The 20,298-nt window shown below is 41.5% G+C and carries 22 protein-coding genes; 9 read left to right on the plus strand and 13 right to left on the minus strand.

What is annotated here, in order from left to right; all coding sequences use genetic code 11:
- Positions 1 to 31: 31 nt before the first annotated feature.
- The 4 genes from PAP_RS04825 to PAP_RS04840 are packed head-to-tail and all read right to left on the minus strand — an operon-like array spanning position 32 to position 2,966.
- Positions 32 to 622 (minus strand): adenine nucleotide alpha hydrolase family protein, encoded by a 591-nt coding sequence (locus PAP_RS04825; protein ID WP_048164948.1) that lies wholly within the window; start codon positions 620 to 622, stop codon positions 32 to 34.
- Between the two features lie 4 nt (positions 623 to 626).
- Positions 627 to 1,166 (minus strand): DUF998 domain-containing protein, encoded by a 540-nt coding sequence (locus PAP_RS04830; RefSeq protein WP_048164949.1) that lies wholly within the window; start codon positions 1,164 to 1,166, stop codon positions 627 to 629.
- 1 nt (position 1,167) lies between these two features.
- Entirely contained in the window at positions 1,168 to 2,313 is a 1,146-nt protein-coding gene (thiI, locus tag PAP_RS04835; RefSeq protein ID WP_048164950.1) for a tRNA uracil 4-sulfurtransferase ThiI, read from the minus strand.
- A gap of 44 nt (positions 2,314 to 2,357) precedes the next feature.
- Positions 2,358 to 2,966, minus strand: coding sequence for a nitroreductase family protein (locus tag PAP_RS04840; protein ID WP_048164951.1), 609 nt, complete (start codon positions 2,964 to 2,966; stop codon positions 2,358 to 2,360).
- Positions 2,967 to 3,076: 110 nt separating this feature from the next.
- On the opposite strand from PAP_RS04840, the gene PAP_RS04845 reads away from it, so the two are divergent.
- A complete protein-coding gene (locus PAP_RS04845) occupies positions 3,077 to 3,790 on the plus strand; it encodes a maleate cis-trans isomerase family protein (protein WP_048164952.1) in 714 nt (237 codons plus the stop codon).
- Here the strand turns inward: PAP_RS04845 and PAP_RS04850 are convergent.
- Complete coding sequence (locus PAP_RS04850; RefSeq protein WP_048164953.1) at positions 3,787 to 4,236, minus strand: Lrp/AsnC family transcriptional regulator; 450 nt, start codon at positions 4,234 to 4,236, stop codon at positions 3,787 to 3,789. The two genes, PAP_RS04845 and PAP_RS04850, sit on opposite strands and share 4 nt — an antisense overlap.
- Before the next feature lie 125 nt (positions 4,237 to 4,361).
- Here PAP_RS04850 and PAP_RS04855 point away from each other — a divergent pair, with 125 nt between their 5' ends.
- From PAP_RS04855 to PAP_RS04870, 4 genes are all read left to right on the plus strand, one after another.
- Positions 4,362 to 5,705, plus strand: a complete 1,344-nt coding sequence (locus tag PAP_RS04855; RefSeq protein ID WP_048164954.1) for a leucine/methionine racemase — start codon at positions 4,362 to 4,364, stop codon at positions 5,703 to 5,705.
- A gap of 76 nt (positions 5,706 to 5,781) precedes the next feature.
- Positions 5,782 to 7,251, plus strand: a complete 1,470-nt coding sequence (locus tag PAP_RS04860; RefSeq protein WP_048164955.1) for an S-layer protein — start codon at positions 5,782 to 5,784, stop codon at positions 7,249 to 7,251.
- A 202-nt stretch (positions 7,252 to 7,453) separates the two neighbouring features.
- Complete coding sequence (locus PAP_RS04865) at positions 7,454 to 8,626, plus strand: MFS transporter (RefSeq protein ID WP_048164956.1); 1,173 nt, start codon at positions 7,454 to 7,456, stop codon at positions 8,624 to 8,626.
- Positions 8,627 to 8,669: 43 nt separating this feature from the next.
- The gene (locus PAP_RS04870; RefSeq protein WP_048165950.1) at positions 8,670 to 9,848 is read left to right on the plus strand and encodes an MFS transporter; all 1,179 of its coding nucleotides are present in this window, start codon (positions 8,670 to 8,672) and stop codon (positions 9,846 to 9,848) included.
- Here the strand turns inward: PAP_RS04870 and PAP_RS04875 are convergent.
- The gene (locus PAP_RS04875) at positions 9,838 to 12,054 is read right to left on the minus strand and encodes a methyl-accepting chemotaxis protein (protein WP_048164957.1); all 2,217 of its coding nucleotides are present in this window, start codon (positions 12,052 to 12,054) and stop codon (positions 9,838 to 9,840) included. The genes PAP_RS04870 and PAP_RS04875 overlap by 11 nt on opposite strands.
- Before the next feature lie 159 nt (positions 12,055 to 12,213).
- Here PAP_RS04875 and PAP_RS04880 point away from each other — a divergent pair, with 159 nt between their 5' ends.
- Positions 12,214 to 12,771 carry a nicotinamidase gene (locus tag PAP_RS04880; protein WP_048164958.1) on the plus strand — a complete coding sequence of 186 codons (558 nt, stop codon included), beginning with the start codon at positions 12,214 to 12,216 and terminating at the stop codon, positions 12,769 to 12,771.
- On the opposite strand, the gene PAP_RS04885 is transcribed toward PAP_RS04880, so the two are convergent.
- Entirely contained in the window at positions 12,746 to 13,756 is a 1,011-nt protein-coding gene (locus tag PAP_RS04885) for an AI-2E family transporter (RefSeq protein ID WP_048164959.1), read from the minus strand. The two genes, PAP_RS04880 and PAP_RS04885, sit on opposite strands and share 26 nt — an antisense overlap.
- A gap of 63 nt (positions 13,757 to 13,819) precedes the next feature.
- On the opposite strand from PAP_RS04885, the gene PAP_RS04890 reads away from it, so the two are divergent.
- Positions 13,820 to 14,149, plus strand: coding sequence for a hypothetical protein (locus PAP_RS04890; protein WP_144367992.1), 330 nt, complete (start codon positions 13,820 to 13,822; stop codon positions 14,147 to 14,149).
- On the opposite strand, the gene PAP_RS04895 is transcribed toward PAP_RS04890, so the two are convergent.
- Positions 14,139 to 14,456, minus strand: coding sequence for a nucleotide pyrophosphohydrolase (locus PAP_RS04895; protein ID WP_048164960.1), 318 nt, complete (start codon positions 14,454 to 14,456; stop codon positions 14,139 to 14,141). The genes PAP_RS04890 and PAP_RS04895 overlap by 11 nt on opposite strands.
- Positions 14,446 to 14,733 carry a hypothetical protein gene (locus PAP_RS04900; RefSeq protein WP_048164961.1) on the minus strand — a complete coding sequence of 96 codons (288 nt, stop codon included), beginning with the start codon at positions 14,731 to 14,733 and terminating at the stop codon, positions 14,446 to 14,448. Before PAP_RS04900 ends, PAP_RS04895 begins: the two co-directional genes overlap by 11 nt.
- A 72-nt stretch (positions 14,734 to 14,805) precedes the next feature.
- Between PAP_RS04900 and PAP_RS04905 the strand changes: the two genes are divergently transcribed.
- Positions 14,806 to 15,063, plus strand: coding sequence for a hypothetical protein (locus PAP_RS04905; protein ID WP_048164962.1), 258 nt, complete (start codon positions 14,806 to 14,808; stop codon positions 15,061 to 15,063).
- Between the two features lie 28 nt (positions 15,064 to 15,091).
- On the opposite strand, the gene iorA is transcribed toward PAP_RS04905, so the two are convergent.
- Entirely contained in the window at positions 15,092 to 16,999 is a 1,908-nt protein-coding gene (gene iorA, locus PAP_RS04910; RefSeq protein WP_048164963.1) for an indolepyruvate ferredoxin oxidoreductase subunit alpha, read from the minus strand.
- 88 nt (positions 17,000 to 17,087) lie between these two features.
- Entirely contained in the window at positions 17,088 to 17,771 is a 684-nt protein-coding gene (locus PAP_RS04915) for a DUF4152 family protein (protein ID WP_048164964.1), read from the minus strand.
- A 229-nt stretch (positions 17,772 to 18,000) separates the two neighbouring features.
- On the opposite strand from PAP_RS04915, the gene PAP_RS04920 reads away from it, so the two are divergent.
- The gene (locus tag PAP_RS04920) at positions 18,001 to 18,462 is read left to right on the plus strand and encodes a hypothetical protein (RefSeq protein ID WP_048164965.1); all 462 of its coding nucleotides are present in this window, start codon (positions 18,001 to 18,003) and stop codon (positions 18,460 to 18,462) included.
- On the opposite strand, the gene PAP_RS04925 is transcribed toward PAP_RS04920, so the two are convergent.
- Together PAP_RS04925 and PAP_RS04930 are read right to left on the minus strand one after the other, a co-directional pair.
- Positions 18,454 to 18,906: an HIT family protein gene (locus PAP_RS04925; RefSeq protein ID WP_048164966.1), complete on the minus strand. Its 453-nt coding sequence runs from the start codon at positions 18,904 to 18,906 to the stop codon at positions 18,454 to 18,456. The two genes, PAP_RS04920 and PAP_RS04925, sit on opposite strands and share 9 nt — an antisense overlap.
- 11 nt (positions 18,907 to 18,917) lie before the next feature.
- Positions 18,918 to 20,291: a glycogen/starch synthase gene (locus PAP_RS04930; RefSeq protein ID WP_048164967.1), complete on the minus strand. Its 1,374-nt coding sequence runs from the start codon at positions 20,289 to 20,291 to the stop codon at positions 18,918 to 18,920.
- Positions 20,292 to 20,298 lie beyond the last annotated feature (7 nt).

The following is a 20,298-nucleotide window of genomic DNA, read 5'->3' on the forward strand; positions in this document are numbered from 1 at the left end:
TGAAATAAAAATAGGTCAACTCCTTAAAAAATTATCTCTCATCGAAGATGATTTTGTGTATTTTTCTGAACTCTCCTAAAGTCCCTCTGACTATTGGATACTTGGGCACAAACTTACATGGCTCTTCCTCTTCTATGCTTATTTCAAATGTCCCAATCTCCTTTGCTATTGCCTCTATTTCTATCTTATCCATCCCAATGAGCGGTCTTAAAATTGGCAAATCACTTGCTAAGCTTATTATAAGGAGGTTATCGAGCGTCTGCGATGCAACTTGGCCGAGGGAATCACCGGTTATTATTGCGTGGGCATTTAATTCGTGTCCAATTTGGCAAGCTTTCTTAATCATCGTGAATTTGCAGAAGACACACGTCCACTTCTCTTTCTTCAGCTCGATTAATTTTTGGAAAACTGGAGCTTGGTATTCATAGACATCTACAACAATCAAATCGTTAAGGCGCTCTGGATAGATTTCTTTTAACCGCTTCCAAATGCGGAGCACTTTTTTATAGTTTACTTCACTCTGCTTGAAGTGAATTGGAGTGACCTCTACTCCCTTCTTAAGCATTAAGTAAATTGCTATCGGTGAGTCAATACCCGAGCTTAACAGTGCCACAGCTTTCATATTCTCACCCTCTTAGCCTGTAGGTTATGTAGTAGATCCAAGCGTAAATTGCAAATGCCCCCACAAGTTCAGGGATTGCAGCTCCTTCAAAAATTTTGAGCAGGTAGATGATTGAGATAAACGTTGTCGGGGATAAAAATACCCAGAATAATCCGATTTTCTCTCCTTTTTTGAGGGAGTTTATTCCTTCGATAAACATGTCCAATAGAATCAAAATGTAGAAGGAAACCGCAAAAAATGCGTGGGGTTTATACTCTTCCGGAAAAATGCCAACAAAAATCAAACACACCATTCCAAAAGCGAATAGGGGTGTTGTGAGGTGCTTTTTAAATGTGCCTGTTCCAAATATAACACCCATGATTCCAGTTATTATTAAAATACTGTTAAAGATGTAGCCTATGGGATTGTGAATTGAGCCCATATCACTAAGTGCATTTTGCGTAAGAGAAAACCATGGGTTTTTGTAAATAGATAGGAATATTCCACCTAAGGATATTATGGGAATCAACACACCGAGATAAAAGAGGAAGGAGTCTTTTCTCATTTTAACACTCCCTCTTTTTGGGCTCTTCCTCAAACACTGCCTTGTACAAACGCTTAAACTCATCCCAAGAGCCTCTCACAACGGGATGCTTTGGAACGAAGGCTATCTCATCTTCAGGCAGAGTGGAGAGCTCAAACGTTCCTATCTCCTTTGCTATCTTAACTATTTCTTCTTTGTCCATTCCGATCAGCGGCCTGTAAATCGGCAAATCACTCGCTTGGCTGGCTATGTACATGTTTTCGGGGGTTTGCGAAGCTACTTGGCCTAAAGAATCTCCCATTACAATTCCCTTGGCACCAAACTCCCTCGCAATTTTGTCCGCATTTTTAACCATCATAAACTTGCAGAAAACACACGTGTAGTTTTCCTTCTTAAGCTCTTTCAGCTTTTGGAGTATTTTCTCCCTTTCCTTCGGTTTAATCACGATAAGCTCTGCCTTTCCTCCATAGCCGTACTTTTTGAGCTGGCTCCAAATTAGCCTCACTTTTTTCAAAGTTTGCTCACCCATATAGACGTGCAGGGGAATTACTTCACAGCCGCGCTTCATCATTAAGAAAGTGGCAACAGGTGAGTCTATTCCCCCACTAAGCAGAGCAACAACCTTGCCTTGAGTCCCTATAGGTAGGCCACCAAACCCCCTTATTTTCTCTGTGAAGATGTATGCTTTGCCATCCATTAACTCAATGCCAATCTCTATGTCATAATCATGGAGGTCAACTTGAGAAGGCTCCTTTTCAAGTATAAACTCTCCGACCTTTGCTTGGAGCTCTGGAGTTTTGAGGGGGAACTCCTTTGTAATGCGCCTCACCGTTACTCTAAACTTTGGCTCTTCCAACTCGAGCTTACGCTTCCTTTTGCGGAAGAGTGTTAGAGCAGTTTTGTTTATTTTTTCAAGCTCTGCATCCACTTCCGTTGCAGGAGAAAGGGAGACTATTCCAAAAACTCTCTTGAGAATCTCGACGCCTTTCTCTGCTTTATTTGTCTTTACAAAAATTCTTCCTTTCTTGGCTTCAATCTTTTTGTAATCAACCTCTTCACTGACAAGAGCTTCTCTAATGTTGTTGACAAGGATATTCTCAAACCATCTCCTCGTTTGGGCTGATTTGGTTCCTATCTCGCCGTATCTCACTATGATGCAGTTGAACATAACATCACCTACTGAAAAAGAAGAAATGGTGTTAAAAAGACTTTTTACACAAACTTAACTACCTTTTCAAAGCTCTTTTTTCTTTTTCTTGGCTTGATGTCCTCCTTTGGATATCCCACTGTAATTAGGCCCACGAGGAAGTAGTTCTCCCCAATGCCTGCCATGGCTTTGAACTCTTCTTCGATGCCCTTGAAGTTTGCAACCCCAATGTAGCAAGTCCCCAAGCCGAGCTCGACAGCTTTGAGCATTAAGTTTTGAATCGCCATGGCGGCGCTTTCAACGCTCCACAAAAGTTCCAGCTCGTCGAATTCCTCCCCCTTGAGGAATCTAACATTTCGGTCTATAAAGATACCAATGTAGAGCGGTGCTCTGTACATTCCTTCTTCATACATCCTTTTTTTGAGTCTTTCTATCTTTTCTTCCGGAAGGCCGAAAGATTCATAATACTTTACCATGCCTCTGGCGGTTAGTTCGTGGGCTTTCTTCCTCGCTTCCTCACTCCCGTAAATAACGAAAAGCCAGTTCTCAAGACCACTGGCGGTGGGTGCTCTTATAGCAGCATCTATTAAAGCCCTAATCTTCTCTTCCTCTACTTCTCTATCCTCATAGTACCTTACGGAGGTTCTCATATTTATAGCCTCACTCAGTTCCATTTTCACTCACCATTATGAATTGCTCTGAGGGAGTACATTAGCTTTTTGAAAATCAAAAGTTCATAGAAAGGTTATTATAGTCTTTGGGAGAGTTTTCTTGGGTGAAAAATATGTACGGATGGAGAGGTAGAATCGGACTCATAGTACCGTCATCAAACACAACAATGGAAATGGAGCTCTACTCGGCCCTTCCAGAGGGAGTTTCACTTCACGTAGCGAGAATGCCTCTTAAAGAAGTCACTGAAGAGGAACTTTTAAAGATGAGCGCTTTGGCTGTGGACAGTGCTAAGCTGTTGAAAGACGCAAATGTGGATTTAATTCTCTATGGATGCACAAGCGGCTCTTTTATTGGAGGCAAAGACTTTGAGAGCGAGCTTGAGGAAAAGATTGAGAGCGAGGTCAATGTGCCTGTTGTAACAACTAGTGCTGCGGTTCTGGAAGCTTTAAGCGCATTAGATGCTCAGAGGGTTATAGTCCTAACCCCTTACACTGATGAAATAAATGAGAGGGAAAGAGAATTCTTAGAGGCAAATGACTTTGAGGTTTTGGACATTAGAGGGATGGGCATAACAGACAACACTAAAATTGGAAAGATGGAGCCTTACGAAGCTTACCGTTTGGCTAAAGCTATGTTCATGGACGAGGCGGATGCTCTTTTCATAAGCTGCACGAACTTCAGGACATTTGAGATAATTGAAGCTCTTGAGGAAGATTTAGGAATCCCGGTTGTTACTAGCAATCAAGCATCTCTTTGGCTTGCTCTTAGGGAGCTGGAGGTTAGAGAAAGCATACCTTGGCTTGGCGAACTTTTGAGAGAGTACTAAAACACTCTTGCATAGCCCCATTTTTTAACACTTGTTAGGATCGAAGTCTCGGTGCTTTTTATTCCTTCTATTTTGCCCAGTTTTTCGAGTAAAAAGTTCTCAAGCTCTTGCAGGTCCCTAACGGTTACTTGCATTAAGACGTCGTGGGCACCTGTTGCTATCCCTAAAACATCCACCTCTGGAAGATTAGAAAGCTTATCCACAGCATCTTTAACTTTGCTTGGCTCGATATCTATTGCTATGAATGCGATAATGCTGTATCCTGCCTTAAAGGGATTTATAAGTGCGGCGAACTTCCTAATAATCCCTCCATCAACGAGGCGCTTAACCCTCGCCCTAACTGTTGACTCAGGTACTTTAAGCCTCCTTGAGAGCTCAGAGTAACTCATCCTTCCATCTTCTTGGAGGAGTCTTAAAATTGCTCTATCAATTGCATCGAGTTCCATGGCTCTCACCAAATCAGCATTTTAATTGGTGTTATTTAGCTGAATTTTAAATATTTTGCTATTATTTTTGCGAAATTAGCAAAATTGGGGCGAAAATCCTATTAGTTCCAAAAGAATATAGTAGTATGGTGAGTTTTGTGAAGAAAGAGAACGTCATTGAAAGATATTCAAAAGTCTTTCCAAAGGCGGCACGTGTTACGTACGCCCCGATAGTTGGCGTTAGGGCAAAAAATGCGAAGGTGTGGGATATTGAGGGGAGGGAATATATAGACTTTCTAGCAGATGCGGCCGTCCAAAACGTCGGCCACAACAATGATAGAGTTGTTAAATCTGTTTTAGATCAAGCTCAAAGGTTACTCCACTTCACATTTATCTATGGCTTTCCTGTCGAGCCGCTCCTATTAGCTGAAAAGCTTGTCGAAATCTCCCCAATTGAAAGTGCTAAAGTGATCTTGGGGCTGAGTGGTAGCGATGCAAATGATGGAGCTATAAAGTTTGTAAGAGCATATACAAAGAAAAGGACGATTTTAAGCTACTTGGGGAGTTATTATGGGGCGACTTATGGTGCCATGAGTGTAACGGGCTTGGACTTTGAAGTTAGGTCGATAGTCGGTGAGCTCAGCGATGTCCATTACATACCCTACCCAAACTGCTACCGCTGTCCTTTTGGAAAAGAACCTAAATCCTGCCGCTTGGCGTGTATAGACTATATAAAGATTAAATTTGAGGAAGAGGTCTATGCCGATGGAATAGCAGCTCTTTTTGCAGAGCCTATCCAAGGGGATGCTGGAATGATAGTGCCCCCTGAAAACTACTTTAAGAAGCTCAAGCGCATTTTAGATGAGCATGGCATTCTTCTGGTTGTAGATGAAATTCAAAGCGGCCTTGGAAGGACGGGGAGATGGTTTGCAATAGAGCACTTTGGAGTAACCCCGGATATCATAACTCTTGCAAAGCCATTGGGTGGTGGACTGCCTGTAAGTGCAATAATAGGACGTGAGGACATTATGGAATCTCTCCCTCCATTAGGGCATGCGTTTACCATGAGCGGGAACCCTGTAACGAGTAAAGCTGCTCTGGCTGTTATTGAAGAGATTGAGGAGAGAAATTTGCTTAAACGAGCAGAAAAACTTGGAACATACACCATAAAGCGATTGGAAGAGATGAAAGAAGAGCATGAACTGATTGGCGATGTTAGAGGGAAGGGACTAATGATTGGTATTGATCTAGTAAAGGACAGAGAAACAAAGGAGAGAGCGTATGCCGAGACGAAGAAAGTTGTTTGGAGAGCTTATGAACTTGGACTGATTTTAGCATTCCTTCATGGGAATGTTTTGAGGATTGAACCACCTTTAACGATTGAGAAAGATGTTTTAGATGAAGGCCTGGACAAATTAGAGCAGGCAATAAGTGATGTGGAGGATGGAAAAGTTGATGACAAAGTTTTAATAAACGTCCAAGGATGGTAGTCTTTTTTATTATTTTCACTTGATAAAAGCAAAGTATAAAAGGCATGCCGGCGTTTATATCATTTGGTGAGCATACATGCGAAAGAAAAGTTTTTTGGCGTTGTTTATTGTGGGCTTCGTGTTATTATCCTACGCGGGAATAGCAAATGCCTATGCCTTTGCAGTTAATTCGAGGAACTCCGTGATAGTGCTCCCAACGACAAAGATAGTCAATGGAAAAGCCCTTCATATAGGCGAGGATGCAATAGCGGGTTCCAAATTAGGCGCTTTTTTAGTTTTGAAAGGGATTAGGACTGCGTATTACACAGACAAAGTTGAGGTTCCGGTGGAGTATCACAGTGTTTTGATAAGCGATTCTGATCAATACTATAAGCTTAACAAGATAGACATGCCTGATTTAGACTTAAACGTTAGTGATTCTCCTGTTGGAAAGGCTATAGTTGTTGCTGTGAACTTTTCAAAAATCTACTACAACTCAACTTCCAAAAAAGTGCACTTTGAAGATAGATCTATCGAGATAATATTTAACGAAAATACAACTCCATTAGAGCTTGGAGGAGAAAACACAAAAATAGTAGCCACGACTGTAGATGGAAATGATGTTATGTACATCTACAGCGTTGAAGATGAAGATGGCACTTCTGGTTTTGGATCTACAATAATTGTCAACGGATGGAGCATCACATTCCAGGATATAGACATAAACCAAGAGACGACGTTCGTGAAAATCAAAGAGCCTGATGGCAACACCTTCAACAAAATCCTTGAGAAAGGCAGCTATTACCTGTTCTATGAAGACAAAAATGGCAACCTCGATAGGGAAGAGTTCTCTGCCTATCCTTCTTCAAGGTTAGATGAACTCCAAAATGCTGGCGCTAGAAGGATACTTATATTTAGCCCAACGGGATTCTTCGTTGGAATTGGAGGAACAAAACAGGTCCAATACTCCTACGAGTACTATGAAAAGCTCAGAGAGTATAAAGATGGCGAAGTGTACGATGGTCAGTGGGTATGGGACATCGACCCGAGCAGCAATCTATTCACGCTCTACCTCCATGTAGATCCCGAAAACGGCTTTAATAATGTTGATTTGGGTGAAGGAACGTGGGTAAAGTTCCCCATCGGTGAATTAAAGTTCCATCCGATATTCACGAAGAATGAGGATGGGGAGATAACAGGAGTGGAAGGATATCAGTTTGTCCAAGTTAGGAGAGTTGCGTCCCAAGTCCAAGTGAAAACTACCGCCGTAGACGTGGTAGACGATGTCAATGAACTCATAATAACAGATGAAGAGCTAACCTCGTTGCCAAGCAATAAAAATGTCATAATAATTGGAGGATGGGTCAGCAATAAAGCTTGGTCTCTTTTAGAACAGATTTATGGAGAAAGCACTATTCAAAGCATTAGAAATGAGATTATGAGCAAAGGGTATGTGGTAAAGATACTCAATAATCCAAACAACCCGAACTATAAAGTCGTGATACTCGCTGGAAAAGGATATCCAGAGACAGCCCAAGCTATTGAGGAGTTTATGAAGAACGCTTGATCTTTTTTCTTTTAACTTTGGTCTATTTTGAATTTTTTAAGAAAATAGAGCTTATTTAAACTCTTCTTATTTTAGATAATAATAACTCTTTTTGCTGATTTCACCAAGAAGTAATGCTTATTTTTATGCTAATAAAACTTACGGTTTATGTAAGCCTTTTCGCTTCGATATATTTATAAACGCTAAAATGTTAGGCTAAAACATGTTAGAGCAGTACAGCAGAGACGCAAAAATACTCATAATAATGAACGCAGTTGGTCAGCTCTTCCTTCAGTTTTCAATATTTATAATGCCATTCTACTTGAGGGCTCTGGGTTACTCCATGGGAGATATGGGAATTTTCTTTTCCCTGAGGACCTTTGTTGGGGGAATTTTCTTCCTTATGGCTGGACAGGTCTCTTTAAGGCTTGGCTATAAAAAGACGCTGCTCTTAGGTTCTTTCATAGGTCTCTTAGGTAGAATATTCCAAGTGGTTGCTCCTAACTATTACATCATGGCTCTGGGATTCTTTTTAGTGGGTGTCAACATGGGAATTAGGCAGCCAAACTTCTCGGCACTTTTAAGCGAAGAGGTGGCAGATAAGCTTAGGCACCATGCTTTTTCAATAAGCTTTGGATTGGGAACAATTTTCAATGCAGTGGGCGTTCTCTTGGCTGGATTTATGCCCAATTTTCTTGAGATTAACTTTGGAATAACCACACAATTAGCGTATAGATTAGTTTTAGCACTTTCTTTTTTCCAGTTTATGCTCACAATTCCGGCGCTTTTGATAATTAAAGACGTTCCTGTTAAGAATCCAAAGATACAGTGGAGAAGAGACTTAATAATCAAAATTCTCAAGTTCTCAATTCCTTCTGCCATAATTGGGCTCGGAGCAGGAATAACAATCCCCTATATGAGTTTGTACTTCAACATGCGCTTTGGAACAACTTTAGCGGCAATAAGCGGCGTTTTCTTTGTTCAACAGCTTGTCATGGGAGTAGGCTCGTTTATTTTGCCAAAACTCGTGGATGCAATAGGTCCAGTGAAGACTATAACCCTCTTCCAAGCTTCTGCAGCACTATTATTTGCTCTCTTTCCTTCGATTAGTATTTTCACAATTGCTGCGGCGTTTTACATCGTTAGGTCAATTTTAATGAACATCGTTTGGCCCATAAACGATGCATTTATGATGGGCTTTTTCTCGACTGAAGAGAAGGCAACTGCCGCTGGTATTAGGAGGGCATTTTCGACATTTATGAGGGGCGCTGGAAACTACATTGGAGGCTTTTTGTTTGGTATGTCCTTAAGTTATCCATTCTATGCAACAGCAACGCTCTACGTAGTTGCTACGCTCATCTTCTACTTCTTCTTTGCTAGATATAATAAAGTTTAAGCGTTTCGATAGATTTATAAACGAGTATACAAACTTCACACACATGAGCCTTGGGAAGTACAAAGGGTTCAGCAGGGATGCAAAGTTAGTGGTCGCTTACTCATTCTTCGGCTGGTTAGGGGGCAATATATCATGGTTTATCTTGCCATTTTACTTCAAATCCTTAGGGATGGGCTTCAGTGAGATTGGAACGCTCTTTTCAATATCTACAATTGCCCAATCCGCCCTGCTTTTAACTGCCGGACATATTAGTGTGAAAATTGGTTATAAAAGAACGCTTATGATAGCAGTTTCTCTTTTCTTCACAGCAAGGCTTATGCAAGTTTTTATTCCCGAGTTTTGGGCTTTAGCATTAGCTGCAATCATTTCAGGAGTGGGGATGGCCTTAGAGGGGCCGGCATTAATGTCTCTCTTAAGCGGTGAGGTTAGCGACGAAAGGAGACACTACCTCTTTAGCTTAAACTCTGCGTTAGGAACCATTGGCGCTGCTTTTGGTATGTTCCTTGGTGGTATTCTGCCAAGGCTCCTTGATGGGAGCAACCCATATAAGAGCACGCTCCTAATCGCTGCATTTTTAATTCCCATTCAGGGCGTTTTAATTTCTCTTGTTTCCCCGATATTGGAAAGAGAGGAAAAGAAACTTAAGCTCGATAGGACAACCTCCCTCAAGATACTTAAGTTTTCAATACCCGCAGCGTTAATAGGCCTTGGAGCAGGAGTTACAATCCCATACATGGGTCTCTACTTTAACTCGCGCTTCGGGACGAGCCTAGAAAGCATAGGAGGCCTCTTCGCGATTCAGCAGTTTATAATGGGAATTGGGACTTTTGCAATGCCATTCCTAGTCGATAAATTGGGAAGTGTTAAGACGATAGTGGGCTTCAACGGAAGCGCTACCCTTTTAATAGTTTCAATGCCCTTTGCACCTGCCTTTTTAATAGCCGCGGTAATATACACAATCAGAACCATCCTCATGAACATAGTTAACCCAATATGGGATTCATTTATGATGCACTTTTTTAATAAGAAGGAGAGAGCAACAGCATTAGCTCTAAGAAACTTTGCATGGACCTCTACTTTTGGTATTGGGCAGTATCTTGGAGGATTTATATTTGATCGTTCGCTCAGCATTCCCTTCTTCATAACAGGCGTTTTATATGGTCTATCAATGGTGAGCTTCTGGATATTTTTTGCAAAAGAAGAAGAGAGGATTAAAGCTTAAACTTCTTTATGTTGTTTTTAAGCTCATTGGAGAGGAATTTAAGGCCGTCGGCTGTTTTCTTAAGCTCTTCTATTGCAGCAGTTTGCTCTTGCATGGCTGAACTTACTTCCTCAGCGCTTGCTGTAGTTTCCTCGGCACTCGCGGCTAAGTTCTCTAATGCTTTTAACGACTCTTCTATCTCCTCTTGGGTTCTTAACGTCTGTTCTTTAATTTCAGATACTCTGACGTTTAGGTCGCTTATCATGTCCGCTATGTTTGCTAAGTAGCTCATAGTCTCACTCAGTGTCTCAGCGGATTCGTTCACGACGTAAACACCATTTTTGGTCTCTTCAACTGCCTTCTGGACTTTTTGGGTCATTTTGTTAATTATCTCCTTTATGTTCTCTGCAGCTTTCTTGCTTTCCTCGGCTAAGCTTCTAACCTCTTGAGCCACAACAGCGAATCCTCTTCCCTGCTCTCCAGCGCGAGCAGCTTCAATTGCTGCATTTAAAGCTAATAGATTGGTCTGCTCTGAAATAGCACTTATTGTGTTGGTAATCTCACTTATATTCTTGCTCATTTCATTGACTACATTTACAGCTTCCTCGATGACTTTCATGGTGTCTTTAATGCCTTGAATCTGCTTTATGGATATCTCACTCTTTGCACGACCTTCTTCAGCAATACTTACTACTTCATTTAGAGCATCTTCGAATTCGTTCATAGTACGCACTGTGCTGTTGCTCACTTCCGCAACTAAGCGCATTCCTTTGGTTGTTTCATTAATGTTCTCCTGTTGCCTCTGGGCTTCAATGCTAACCTGTTGAATGGCCTCGTTAACTTGAGATATAGACTCGCTGACATCATTAGCCACTTGAGCTAGCAAGTTTGCCCTCTTATCAAGTTCATGGCCAATTTCAACTAATTCGCTAATTAGCAAGCGTATCTGGGCAGATGTTTCTCTCAAAGCGTTGATTATCTCCTTTAAGTCACCTTTAGCATCGTCGCTTATCTCATAGTTAAGTTCTCCTTTCGCCATAGCTTCAAGATTCTCAATCACTCTGTTGAGTGTGGATATAACATCCTTAGATATTGCTCTAAATGCTTCAAGAAGCTTTCCAATCTCATCGTTCTCGTTATACTTGATTCTACCAACCAAATGTTTTGCTTCTCCAAATCTACCTTGAGCTATGAGTTCTGCAACTTTCGTTAAGCTTGTTATGGGTTTTATCGTGTTCTTGAGAAGGCGGACGTTAATTAAAAGTGTAGCCATTGCTATCATAGCAGCTACAAGAACTCCAAATAGGAGCGTTTTTTTCGTGTTTTTCTTAGCGTTTTCTATTGAAACAATCATATCCTCCACGAGCTCACCTTCAGGTGCAGCAGCTATTAAAACCCACCCTGTAGTAGGGCTCTTTGAATATGCCGCGACTTTTTTAACACCCTGCCATGTATATGTTGTAATGCCGCTCTTCTTGCTCGAAAATACTGCGCTGGCTAAGCTTTGAAGCGAGGACTCATTCTTTATGTTCAACTTTCCTATATACTCCTCATTTGGGTGGAGAATTATATTGCCCTCTTGGTCTACCATAAACATATAACCCGTTTTTCCCACTTTAATGCTCTTTATTTCGCTAGCTATTGGGGAGATATCCACATCAATGCCAAGAACGCCTTTAAACTTTCCCTCTTTAGAGTACACCGGGATTATATAGGATATAACTATCTTTCCTGTTATTTTGTCCTCATAGGGCTCCATCCAAAATGTTTCTCCCTGTGCAGCCCTCTTATACCATGAGGAATCTCTTGGGTCGTAATCATCGGGGAGCTCTGCCTCGGGAACAATGAACAGCTCTCCATCGGTAGTGGCATAGTAGACGTTGATTATATCTTCATTGTAGTTTTTTATAACCTCCAGCTGGCCAACTAAAGCATTTCTAAACATGAAAGTTCCTAAAAACGTGTTCTCATAGATTGAGGTTATAGATGACGCTCCTGATTTTGCTAGTGTTTCAATGTTCGTAAAAACCAATTCAAGATGCTCAGAGTACTTTTCAGCCTCCAAGAGCGCAATTTTAACAGCTTGTTCATTGATTGATACTTTCATAGAATCTTCAATCTCCATAGAGAGACTATTAACTGCGTAAATTTGAAGAAACAGCATTATTATCAGCAGAAAAACCAAAGGGCCCAGCGAAATTGCATAAAGTTTTTTCTTAAAGTCCACTTCGACACCTCCTGTGATTCCTAATACACCACCGCCGATATTGTATAGAATGTAGGGATTTTAAATCTCTTTTGTATACCCCACAACAAATATGGCTGAGAATGTACACCTGCATATACAAAAATACAAATATAATGCGAACATGCATTAATACTGGTGATGGCTATGGAAGCCCTAATTGTTGTTGATATGCAAAAGGATTTTATGCCCGGCGGAGCTCTGCCAGTCCCTAATGGGGATAGGATAATACCGAGAGTTGAAGAATACATTGGGCTTTTTAAGGAAAGAGGGGCACTCATTGTTGCTACTAGGGATTGGCATCCTGAAAACCATATGAGTTTTAAGGAGTATGGCGGGATATGGCCTAAACACTGCATCCAAAATACCAAAGGTGCGGAATTTGTCATAAAACTCCCTGAAGATGCGATAATAATTTCAAAGGCTGATAAACCGGATAAAGAAGCTTATTCCGGTTTTGAAGGAACCGGCTTGGCCAATATCCTCAAGGAAAGGGAAGTTAAGAAGGTCTACATATGTGGGGTCGCGACAGAGTACTGTGTTAAGGCAACAGCTTTGGACGCTTTAAAGCATGGTTTTGAAGTTTATCTTCTAAAAGATGCCGTGAAGGGGATTAATCCGAGCGATGAAGAAAAGGTCCTCAAAGAACTGGAAGAAAATGGGGTAAAAATAGCTACGATGAATGTTTTGAAGGCCTAGTTTTGTTTATTCTTTTCCATTCTCTAACGAGCGTTGCCACTAAGTTAAACACTATTGGGCCCGCTATTAATCCTTTAACTCCAAAAGCCATTGCACCGCCGATCATTCCGAGTAAGACCATTGTAGAGTCAAGCTTTGCATCTTTTGCCACTATGCGGGGCCTTATTGTGTAATCTGGTAGGGGTGAAACTAGTGTGAAGCCGTAAACTGCTAGTAAGATGCCTTTGAAAACCATGCCCTGCTTAATTAGGTATATCGAGCCGATAAACCATATCATCCACCCTTCAAACAGTGGGACAAAGCTAAAGAGTATCGTGAGGATACCAGCAACTATGGCTCCCGCCAAGTCTAAAATCCCAAAAATCACGAAGCCAAGAGTCATTAAGATTCCTTTGGCTATGTTGAGTAAAAGCCAAGATCTTATGAGTGCTTGAAGCGTTTTATCGGCTCCCTCTAAGAGGCTTTGGGCAAGTTCTCTGTCCTCTCGTGGAAGGAGAGGCGGAATATTCTCCGCAACTTCATTTGAGTTTGCTAACAAGTATTGGAAGACTATTAAGAAAACAAGAGACTGTATAATATACCTTGGAAGTGAAAGAGTGTAGTTCAGGACGTAGTTCGTTAGGTAGGGCATCATTTGGGACTGAATGTCTTTGAGAGTGTTTTCTACTTCGAGAGGGAGCGGAAGAGAGTAAAGCCAGTCAAAAGTTAGTGTAGTGTAGTTGTAGGCAGAGTTCAAAACGTTGCTGAGGGTTAGTGCTAATAGAACAGCAAGACCTGCAGCTATCAAAAGGAGAACTGTGGTAAGTATTATAGATGACCAAAACTCTCCTGCTCTCTTAGAGAGCTTTTTATGGACTGGTAGAAATGCATAGGCCGCAATTACCCCAAAGAATATTGCGGAGAGCATTGGTTGCAGCATTTTCCATCCTAAATAGAGGATTATGAGTGCTATGATGCTCCACACAATTATGTTTCTGCTCTTCATAGTATCCCCTAAGTTTATTGATTCCAAAAGATTAAAACCTATCGCGGAAATCTCAGTTTAGTGATGACCATGGAGGACGAGATGCTCATTAAAATTAGGCAATCTCTTAAGTTAGGAGAGGAGAGTTTTGAGACCGAAAATTACCAGCTGGCGTTTATCCACTACTTAAATGCCCTCCTTAGCGTAGGTTCCTACTTGATTTATCGGGATTTAGGAATTTTACTTCCTCCGGAGGGTGCTTTAGGTATGCTCAAAGTTAGATATCCTGACATCTATGATGTTATTCTAAAATATCAGAAGTACCAGCTCTCAATAGGGAGCGTTGATGAAGAACTGACGAGGGAGATAAAGGAAGAGACCTTAAAAATTTACGAGAGGGACGTCAACCCTTAATTGGATATTTCTCAGCGTTCTTCTTTATCTTTCTCTTTATAGCTTCCTCAACGTCTATGCCGAGTTCATATGCGAGTAAAATGGTGTAAATCATGACATCTGCTATTTCATCGCTTATCTCTTCCTTCACCTTTGGATTTTGAACCTTTTTGATTATCTCTCCATTATCTTCCCATTGGAAGTGCTCTAAAAGCTCACCAAGTTCGACTACTATGGATATGGCCAAGTTCTTCGGTGTGTGGTATTTTCTCCAGTTTCTGGCATCTCTAAAGGCTACTATTTCTTTTTCAATCTCCTTAAGGCTCATAGCTATCAATCTCCCTCATGTATGCCAGATACTCCAAAAGCTCTTTGAGCTCTTCTTCCGAGAAGACTTTTTCTGCATCTTCGTCAGGGTCATATTTTTCCAGAAATTCTCTTATCCTTTTTAGTTTATCGAGCTCATCTTGGAGCTCTAATGAGCGCTGATTAAATTCCCATGAAGTGTGAGGGCTTTCGAAAATCCTTTTCTGCACATCTAAAAGGTGGATATTTGTTTTAAGCACAGCTTCATCGACCATTTTCAATAGCTCGTTAACTTTCATACTCTCCACCAATAAATTAAAACGACGCAAAATATATAAAGTTAGTCCTCGTAAGTAGTAAATGGTGGTGTTATGGACTTCGCTCTATTTATGGAGCGGTATGGATATAAGATTATTTTGGGAATCTTTGCCCTCATATTCCTTGGATTTATCGCAATACCGCTTATAAGCTTCGCATGGGTATTCAAACAGTTTGGCCTGTACATTGGGGGTATTGTAATAGTGATTATTCTAATGCAGGCATTCCTCGTAAAGAGGAGAGCTTTGGATTCATACGCCAAAGCCCACGCCAAGTACTTCTATGATGACAAGTGGTATAAAAGAAGGTGAAATGGACTTAAAAAACAAAAATAGTAAATCAAGCTTTTTTATTTTCATCAAGCTCACTTGGATAAACTATCGCATCAAAGGGGCAGAGCTGTTCGCAAAGTCCACAGCCAGTACATATTAGTGGGTCAATCCTAACTTTCTTGCTCTCTTGGTCGTAGACTAAAGCCGGGCATCCTGTTAAGAGAATGCATGCTTTACAGCCAGTACACTTGCCCTCAAGTACTACAGGGAGTTCTCCAACTTCGCCACGTCTAATGACTGGGATTATACACTCCCTCTTAGCTATTATTACGGCTGGTCCTTTTACCTGCATAGCTTCCTTTATAGTTTCTTTCATTGCTTTTAAGTCATAAGCATCAACTGTCTTAACGTATTTAACGCCTAAGGCTTTGACGAGAGCTTCAATGTCAATCTCGTTAAATTTCCTTCCTGTTTCACTCCCTCCAGTTCCTGGGTGGGGCTGGTGTCCGGTCATTGCAGTGGTTCTGTTGTCTAGGATCATCACTAAGACATCTAAGTCCTTGTAAACTGCATCTACCAAAGGCTGGAGTCCGTTGTGGAAGAACGTTGAGTCGCCAATTGTGGCTATGATTTTCTTGCCCATTGCAATGCTCTGACCATTAGCTAAGCTTATGCTTGCGCCCATAACGTACTCTGTCCATATAGCCTCGAGCGGCGGGAGCAGCGAGAGGGCGTAACAGCCGATATCACCGTGAATTGGAAGCTCGTCTTTCTTAAACTTAAGCTCCCTTAGGGAATCCAAGAGGGCCCTATATGACCCGCGGTGTGGACAGCCCGGGCACATTGTAGGAGGTCTCGACGGTGCTAATTTTTCAGCCTCTTCAACCTCTTTTGGCTTCTCATAGCTTTTTTCCTCTTTACCTAAAACCCTGAGCAGAGCGTTTCTAACGAGCTTTGGTGTTAGCTCCCCTTCTAATGGCAAGTGTCCTGTGCGCTTTCCGTATATTGGTATGGTAATGCCCTCCTCTTGGGCTACAATTTTGACTTCTTCCTCTAAGAAAGGAGCGCCATCTTCGACAACTATCGCTATCTCAACACTCTTTAGGAACTCAGCAACGAGCTTTTTCGGAAGAGGATAAGGTGTGGACAGCTTAAGCACCTTAAATTTACCTTCAATTTTGCCAAGAACTTCTTTAACGTAGTTATAAGGGGTGCCTTCGACTATAATTCCTATACCCCCTTCCCCTTCAATCCAGTTAAAACTTAGGTTCTCGAATTCCTGACTAATCTCCATAAGCTTTTTGTTTAGGAGCTTGTGCCTCTCCAAGTTGCCCTTCATTGAAGCCCTCACGTATCTTATTATGTCCTTTTCGAATTTAGCTTCCCGTTCAAGCTTTAGGAACTCTCCCACCTCTACATCGGCTGTTGTGTGGTTTACCCTTGTGGTAGTTCTAAATATTATCGGGAGTTTATAACGCTCGCTCAGCTCGTAGGCATATTTAATCAAATCGTGCGCTTCTTGAACGTCATAAGGCTCTAAAACTGGAAGAAGAGCAAGCTTTCCATAGTATCTATCATCCTGTTCTGTTTGAGATGTATGCGGCCCGGGATCATCAGCAACTAAAATCACTAATCCACCTTCGACACCGGAGTAAGCGAGACTCATTAAGGGATCAGCAGCCACATTTAAGCCAACACACTTCATTGTAACCAGCGCTCTAAGGCCCGCATAGGCAACACCAGCTGCTTCCTCCAAAGCCACTTTTTCATTTGGTGCCCATTCCGCAAAGACAGACTTATCGAGAGATGCTATCGTTTCAATAACCTCTGTAGATGGCGTTCCCGGATAGCCTGTAGCAAAAGAGATGCCGCTCTCTAACGCACCATAAGCTATCGCTTCATTCCCCATGAGAAGTTTTTTAGTTTTTGTTTCGGGCTTTAATTCAGCAGTGGACAATGAGTTAACAGCTTCCATATTCACCACCGCATGGGTTTTGTTTTAGGAGTATAAAACTTATAGCCCGAAATGAATAAAGAAAAACCGAAAATTTTTCGAATAAAGTTTATTCTTTTTTAACTTCGAACACCATAAACGTCCTTGCTATTGGATTTGGATAAATTTGATACTCGAAACCCTCTACATCTAGGGGAATCTCTCCATAGAGGCCGCCTTCTTTGGGGTCTAAGCTTTCTCCCCAAAGCATTCCTTCTCTAACCTCGACCTTCATGTAGCGTGGAAGGCCTATTCGAGCGAATCCTTCCTTTAGAGCATATTCAATGCCCCACTTTGTTGAGTAGAGCCCCGCATATATTTCTGCTATCCTAACGGCTACGCTTTCTTTTCCTATAGCTAAGATTTCTATTCCCGTTTCCGACCAAAAACGCTTTGCCAATGGTTGTAAATCTTTACTGAGTTCATGCCAAATAGCCTTTCCCCTATCTGAAATCCTAAGGGCGTCTATTGTGGGGTCGTCGAGCTGTCTTAGAGGTATCCCTCTTAAAGTTGAGTCCAAATGAATAACATCGGGTTTAACTTTTTTAGCGAGCTTCATCGCTAGAAGAACTTCATCTCTTATTGCTTGTCGGCCGCTTAGGTCATAGCTAAAAGGATCAGCGTATTTTACTATGCTCATTTTTGCGGTTTTGTATGGTTTTTCCACCAAAACTGCCGCGGTCGCGATGAGTCCTATTGGATTATACCCGTCGTCTAATAATGCTCCTCCTGTATCAGCTGAAACTATCCTCATCTCCACCACCAGTAATTTGTTATTACCTATATATCCTTGTGGGAATACTAAATTATAAAGCCTCCCTTAGAGGAGAAGACTCGTTAAGCCCAAACCTTAATAATGGAAAAGAATCATATATTAAAATAAGATGTTTGAAAATAACTTTTTTGTATTAAATCAAGAAATTGTTCAATTATTTGGATTATATTAAACTAATCTATTAACAGAATATTTGGGAGTGGTGATTATGGAAGGGACTACACAGGAGGAGAACTACAAGAAAGTTCTTGGTGAATATGTCGATAAGCTTGCAACAGGCACTTATGTAGGAACTGCAAGAGGTCTGCTATATTTTATTCACAACGGGTTTAAGTACCCTATGATTTCTTCAAGGATTCCCCCGTTAATTGATATATTCTTAGATGGTTCCACTTTGGAGTTCATGTCGTTTTGGAGCAAAGATAGACGCAACATGTATGCCCTATGTAAATTTGCGATATCAAAAATCAAAATATTCCGTGAGCGCAGCGATTATATTCTTCTATCGATTGAGCCTCATGGTAAACTTAAAAATATTGAAGGTAAGTTCTTGCTTTTACTCTATACAAATAAAGAACTTAAAGATACCATAAAACTGATCTTAGAGTCAGAGGAGCTTAAAAATGGAGAAGAAGAGGGGTTTGCGTACTCAACACTCTTCTCATTCTAATCCAAATGCAGATTTTAACTTTTTAACCTCTTCTTCATTTAGCCGATTTTTAGCCCAGCGCTCTTTTAGGTTTAGGTTTTCATCTTCTATATCCAAAACAGCTTTTCTAACGCCGCCTTTCGGGAAGTTAGAGTCTCCGTTGTAGCGGGGAATAACATGAATATGGATGTGACTTACTGTTTGTCCTGCGGCTTTTCCAAGGTTGATGCCGATATTAAACCCATCTGGAGAAATAGCATCTTTGAGCCTCTCCATTGCCAAATCAACACCCTTTAAAAGTGCTACTTTTTCTTCGAAGCTCAGTTCCTCCCAAGTCTCTACATGCCTCTTTGGGACCACTAAGAGATGTCCTCTATTGGCAGGGTATGAGTCGATTAAGATTTTGATTAATTCATCTTCATAGAGCATAACATCTAAAAGAGAAGAACAGAAGGGACAGGTCATCGGCTCACCCCTTAGTCTCTAATGAAGCCCACTGCCTTGTCTATGTCGTTCCTGTAAGCCCTGAGATACCTCTTACATGCGTTCTCCCATGTGAAGACTTCCTTTGATCTCTTTTTGCCATTTTTGCGCATCTTTTTGAGCAATTCAGTGTCCTTCTCTCTAAGCTTGGCCATCCTTAGAATTGCCTGTGCTAATGCCTCTGCGTCTCTAGGTGGAACTAAAAGGCCTGTGGCATTCTCTTCATCCTCATCCAAGCTCACTATAGTGTCTTTTATTCCTCCAACAGCTGAACCTATTGGAATAGTTCCTAAGCACATTGCTTCCATTTGAACTAACCCAAAGGGCTCGAAGTATGAGGGCACAATCGAGAAGTCAATGCTTCCGTAGAGCTCCCTCACAAATTCGCGTTTGAGCATCTCTGTAATCACCTTAACATTGTTTGGGTACTTCTTTGCGAGCTCATGTGCCCAGTTCTCAAGCTCTGGATCACCTTTTCCTATTACAATGAAGCGCATCTTCGAGAACTCGCCTGGGTGAGAAGTGGCTAAGATATCTATGGCTTTCAGGAGGGTATCCACTCCTTTCTGTGCTCTGTCGAAGCGTCCTATAAACATGAAGGTTATGCCATCACTCAGTCCCAAGCTCTCTAGAATATGCTTTCTCCTTTCACTTCTGGACAGCTCCTTGTTCTCCAAGAGCTCTTCGTTCCAGAAGTCACAGGCTATGCCATTGTACACATAGGTTACCTTTCCTTCAAAGTTCTTATAGAACTCCCATTCTTCCCAAAGGTAGCTCTTGCTCACCGTCGTTATAATATCGGATACATAAGCTCCAACGTATTCGGGGTCAATATCGGGGTAGGGAGCAAGCTCTCCGAGATTGGCCTCATGGAAGTAGTGGGCAGGGATTTTGGATTTATTCAGGCGGTGAATTGTAAATACTGCGTGCATCTGGAAGTATTTTTTAATTAGGGCTCCCGCTAAAACAGTGTGCCAGTCATGGAAGTGCAGGACATCTGGCTTTCCTTCTTTTTCAATCAGCTTGTTTAAAAGTCCAACACTTGCTTTGGCAAAATGGACTGCTTTGTCAAGCATTCCCTCCCATCCGGGCCCATAAACATCTGGATTGTCTAAAATTGAATCACTTATTGAAAAAACTCTAACCCCGTTTTGCCAGCGTTCATAAACTTCCACGCTCTCTTCTCTCCCGCCTACAACAATCTTAAATTGGGCAACTTTTTTCCCCTCTTTTAAGCCGTGCGATGGAGTGAAGACCAAAACTTCATTTTCTAGGTTGGCTAAAGTCTCCGCAATGCTCGTTATAGCCTCTGCGAGACCTCCAACTTTTATTGGAAGGTATTCAAAGCCTAAGATCAGTATTTTCATGTTCGTC

It is taken from the genome of Palaeococcus pacificus DY20341, from assembly GCF_000725425.1.
In the GTDB taxonomy this organism is placed as follows: domain Archaea; phylum Methanobacteriota_B; class Thermococci; order Thermococcales; family Thermococcaceae; genus Palaeococcus; species Palaeococcus pacificus.

Bases quoted from the DNA above. Each gene is read 5' to 3' on its own strand.
- PAP_RS04825 (WP_048164948.1), bottom strand. From the start codon at position 622: ATGAAAGCTGTGGCACTGTTAAGCTCGGGTATTGACTCACCGATAGCA.
- PAP_RS04830 (WP_048164949.1), bottom strand. From the start codon at position 1,166: ATGAGAAAAGACTCCTTCCTCTTTTATCTCGGTGTGTTGATTCCCATA.
- thiI (WP_048164950.1), bottom strand. From the start codon at position 2,313: ATGTTCAACTGCATCATAGTGAGATACGGCGAGATAGGAACCAAATCA.
- PAP_RS04840 (WP_048164951.1), bottom strand. From the start codon at position 2,966: ATGGAACTGAGTGAGGCTATAAATATGAGAACCTCCGTAAGGTACTAT.
- PAP_RS04845 (WP_048164952.1), top strand. From the start codon at position 3,077: ATGTACGGATGGAGAGGTAGAATCGGACTCATAGTACCGTCATCAAAC.
- PAP_RS04850 (WP_048164953.1), bottom strand. From the start codon at position 4,236: ATGGAACTCGATGCAATTGATAGAGCAATTTTAAGACTCCTCCAAGAA.
- PAP_RS04855 (WP_048164954.1), top strand. From the start codon at position 4,362: ATGGTGAGTTTTGTGAAGAAAGAGAACGTCATTGAAAGATATTCAAAA.
- PAP_RS04860 (WP_048164955.1), top strand. From the start codon at position 5,782: ATGCGAAAGAAAAGTTTTTTGGCGTTGTTTATTGTGGGCTTCGTGTTA.
- PAP_RS04865 (WP_048164956.1), top strand. From the start codon at position 7,454: ATGTTAGAGCAGTACAGCAGAGACGCAAAAATACTCATAATAATGAAC.
- PAP_RS04870 (WP_048165950.1), top strand. From the start codon at position 8,670: ATGAGCCTTGGGAAGTACAAAGGGTTCAGCAGGGATGCAAAGTTAGTG.
- PAP_RS04880 (WP_048164958.1), top strand. From the start codon at position 12,214: ATGGCTATGGAAGCCCTAATTGTTGTTGATATGCAAAAGGATTTTATG.
- PAP_RS04885 (WP_048164959.1), bottom strand. From the start codon at position 13,756: ATGAAGAGCAGAAACATAATTGTGTGGAGCATCATAGCACTCATAATC.
- PAP_RS04890 (WP_144367992.1), top strand. From the start codon at position 13,820: ATGACCATGGAGGACGAGATGCTCATTAAAATTAGGCAATCTCTTAAG.
- PAP_RS04895 (WP_048164960.1), bottom strand. From the start codon at position 14,456: ATGAGCCTTAAGGAGATTGAAAAAGAAATAGTAGCCTTTAGAGATGCC.
- PAP_RS04900 (WP_048164961.1), bottom strand. From the start codon at position 14,733: ATGAAAGTTAACGAGCTATTGAAAATGGTCGATGAAGCTGTGCTTAAA.
- PAP_RS04905 (WP_048164962.1), top strand. From the start codon at position 14,806: ATGGACTTCGCTCTATTTATGGAGCGGTATGGATATAAGATTATTTTG.
- iorA (WP_048164963.1), bottom strand. From the start codon at position 16,999: ATGGAAGCTGTTAACTCATTGTCCACTGCTGAATTAAAGCCCGAAACA.
- PAP_RS04915 (WP_048164964.1), bottom strand. From the start codon at position 17,771: ATGAGGATAGTTTCAGCTGATACAGGAGGAGCATTATTAGACGACGGG.
- PAP_RS04920 (WP_048164965.1), top strand. From the start codon at position 18,001: ATGGAAGGGACTACACAGGAGGAGAACTACAAGAAAGTTCTTGGTGAA.
- PAP_RS04925 (WP_048164966.1), bottom strand. From the start codon at position 18,906: ATGACCTGTCCCTTCTGTTCTTCTCTTTTAGATGTTATGCTCTATGAA.
- PAP_RS04930 (WP_048164967.1), bottom strand. From the start codon at position 20,291: ATGAAAATACTGATCTTAGGCTTTGAATACCTTCCAATAAAAGTTGGA.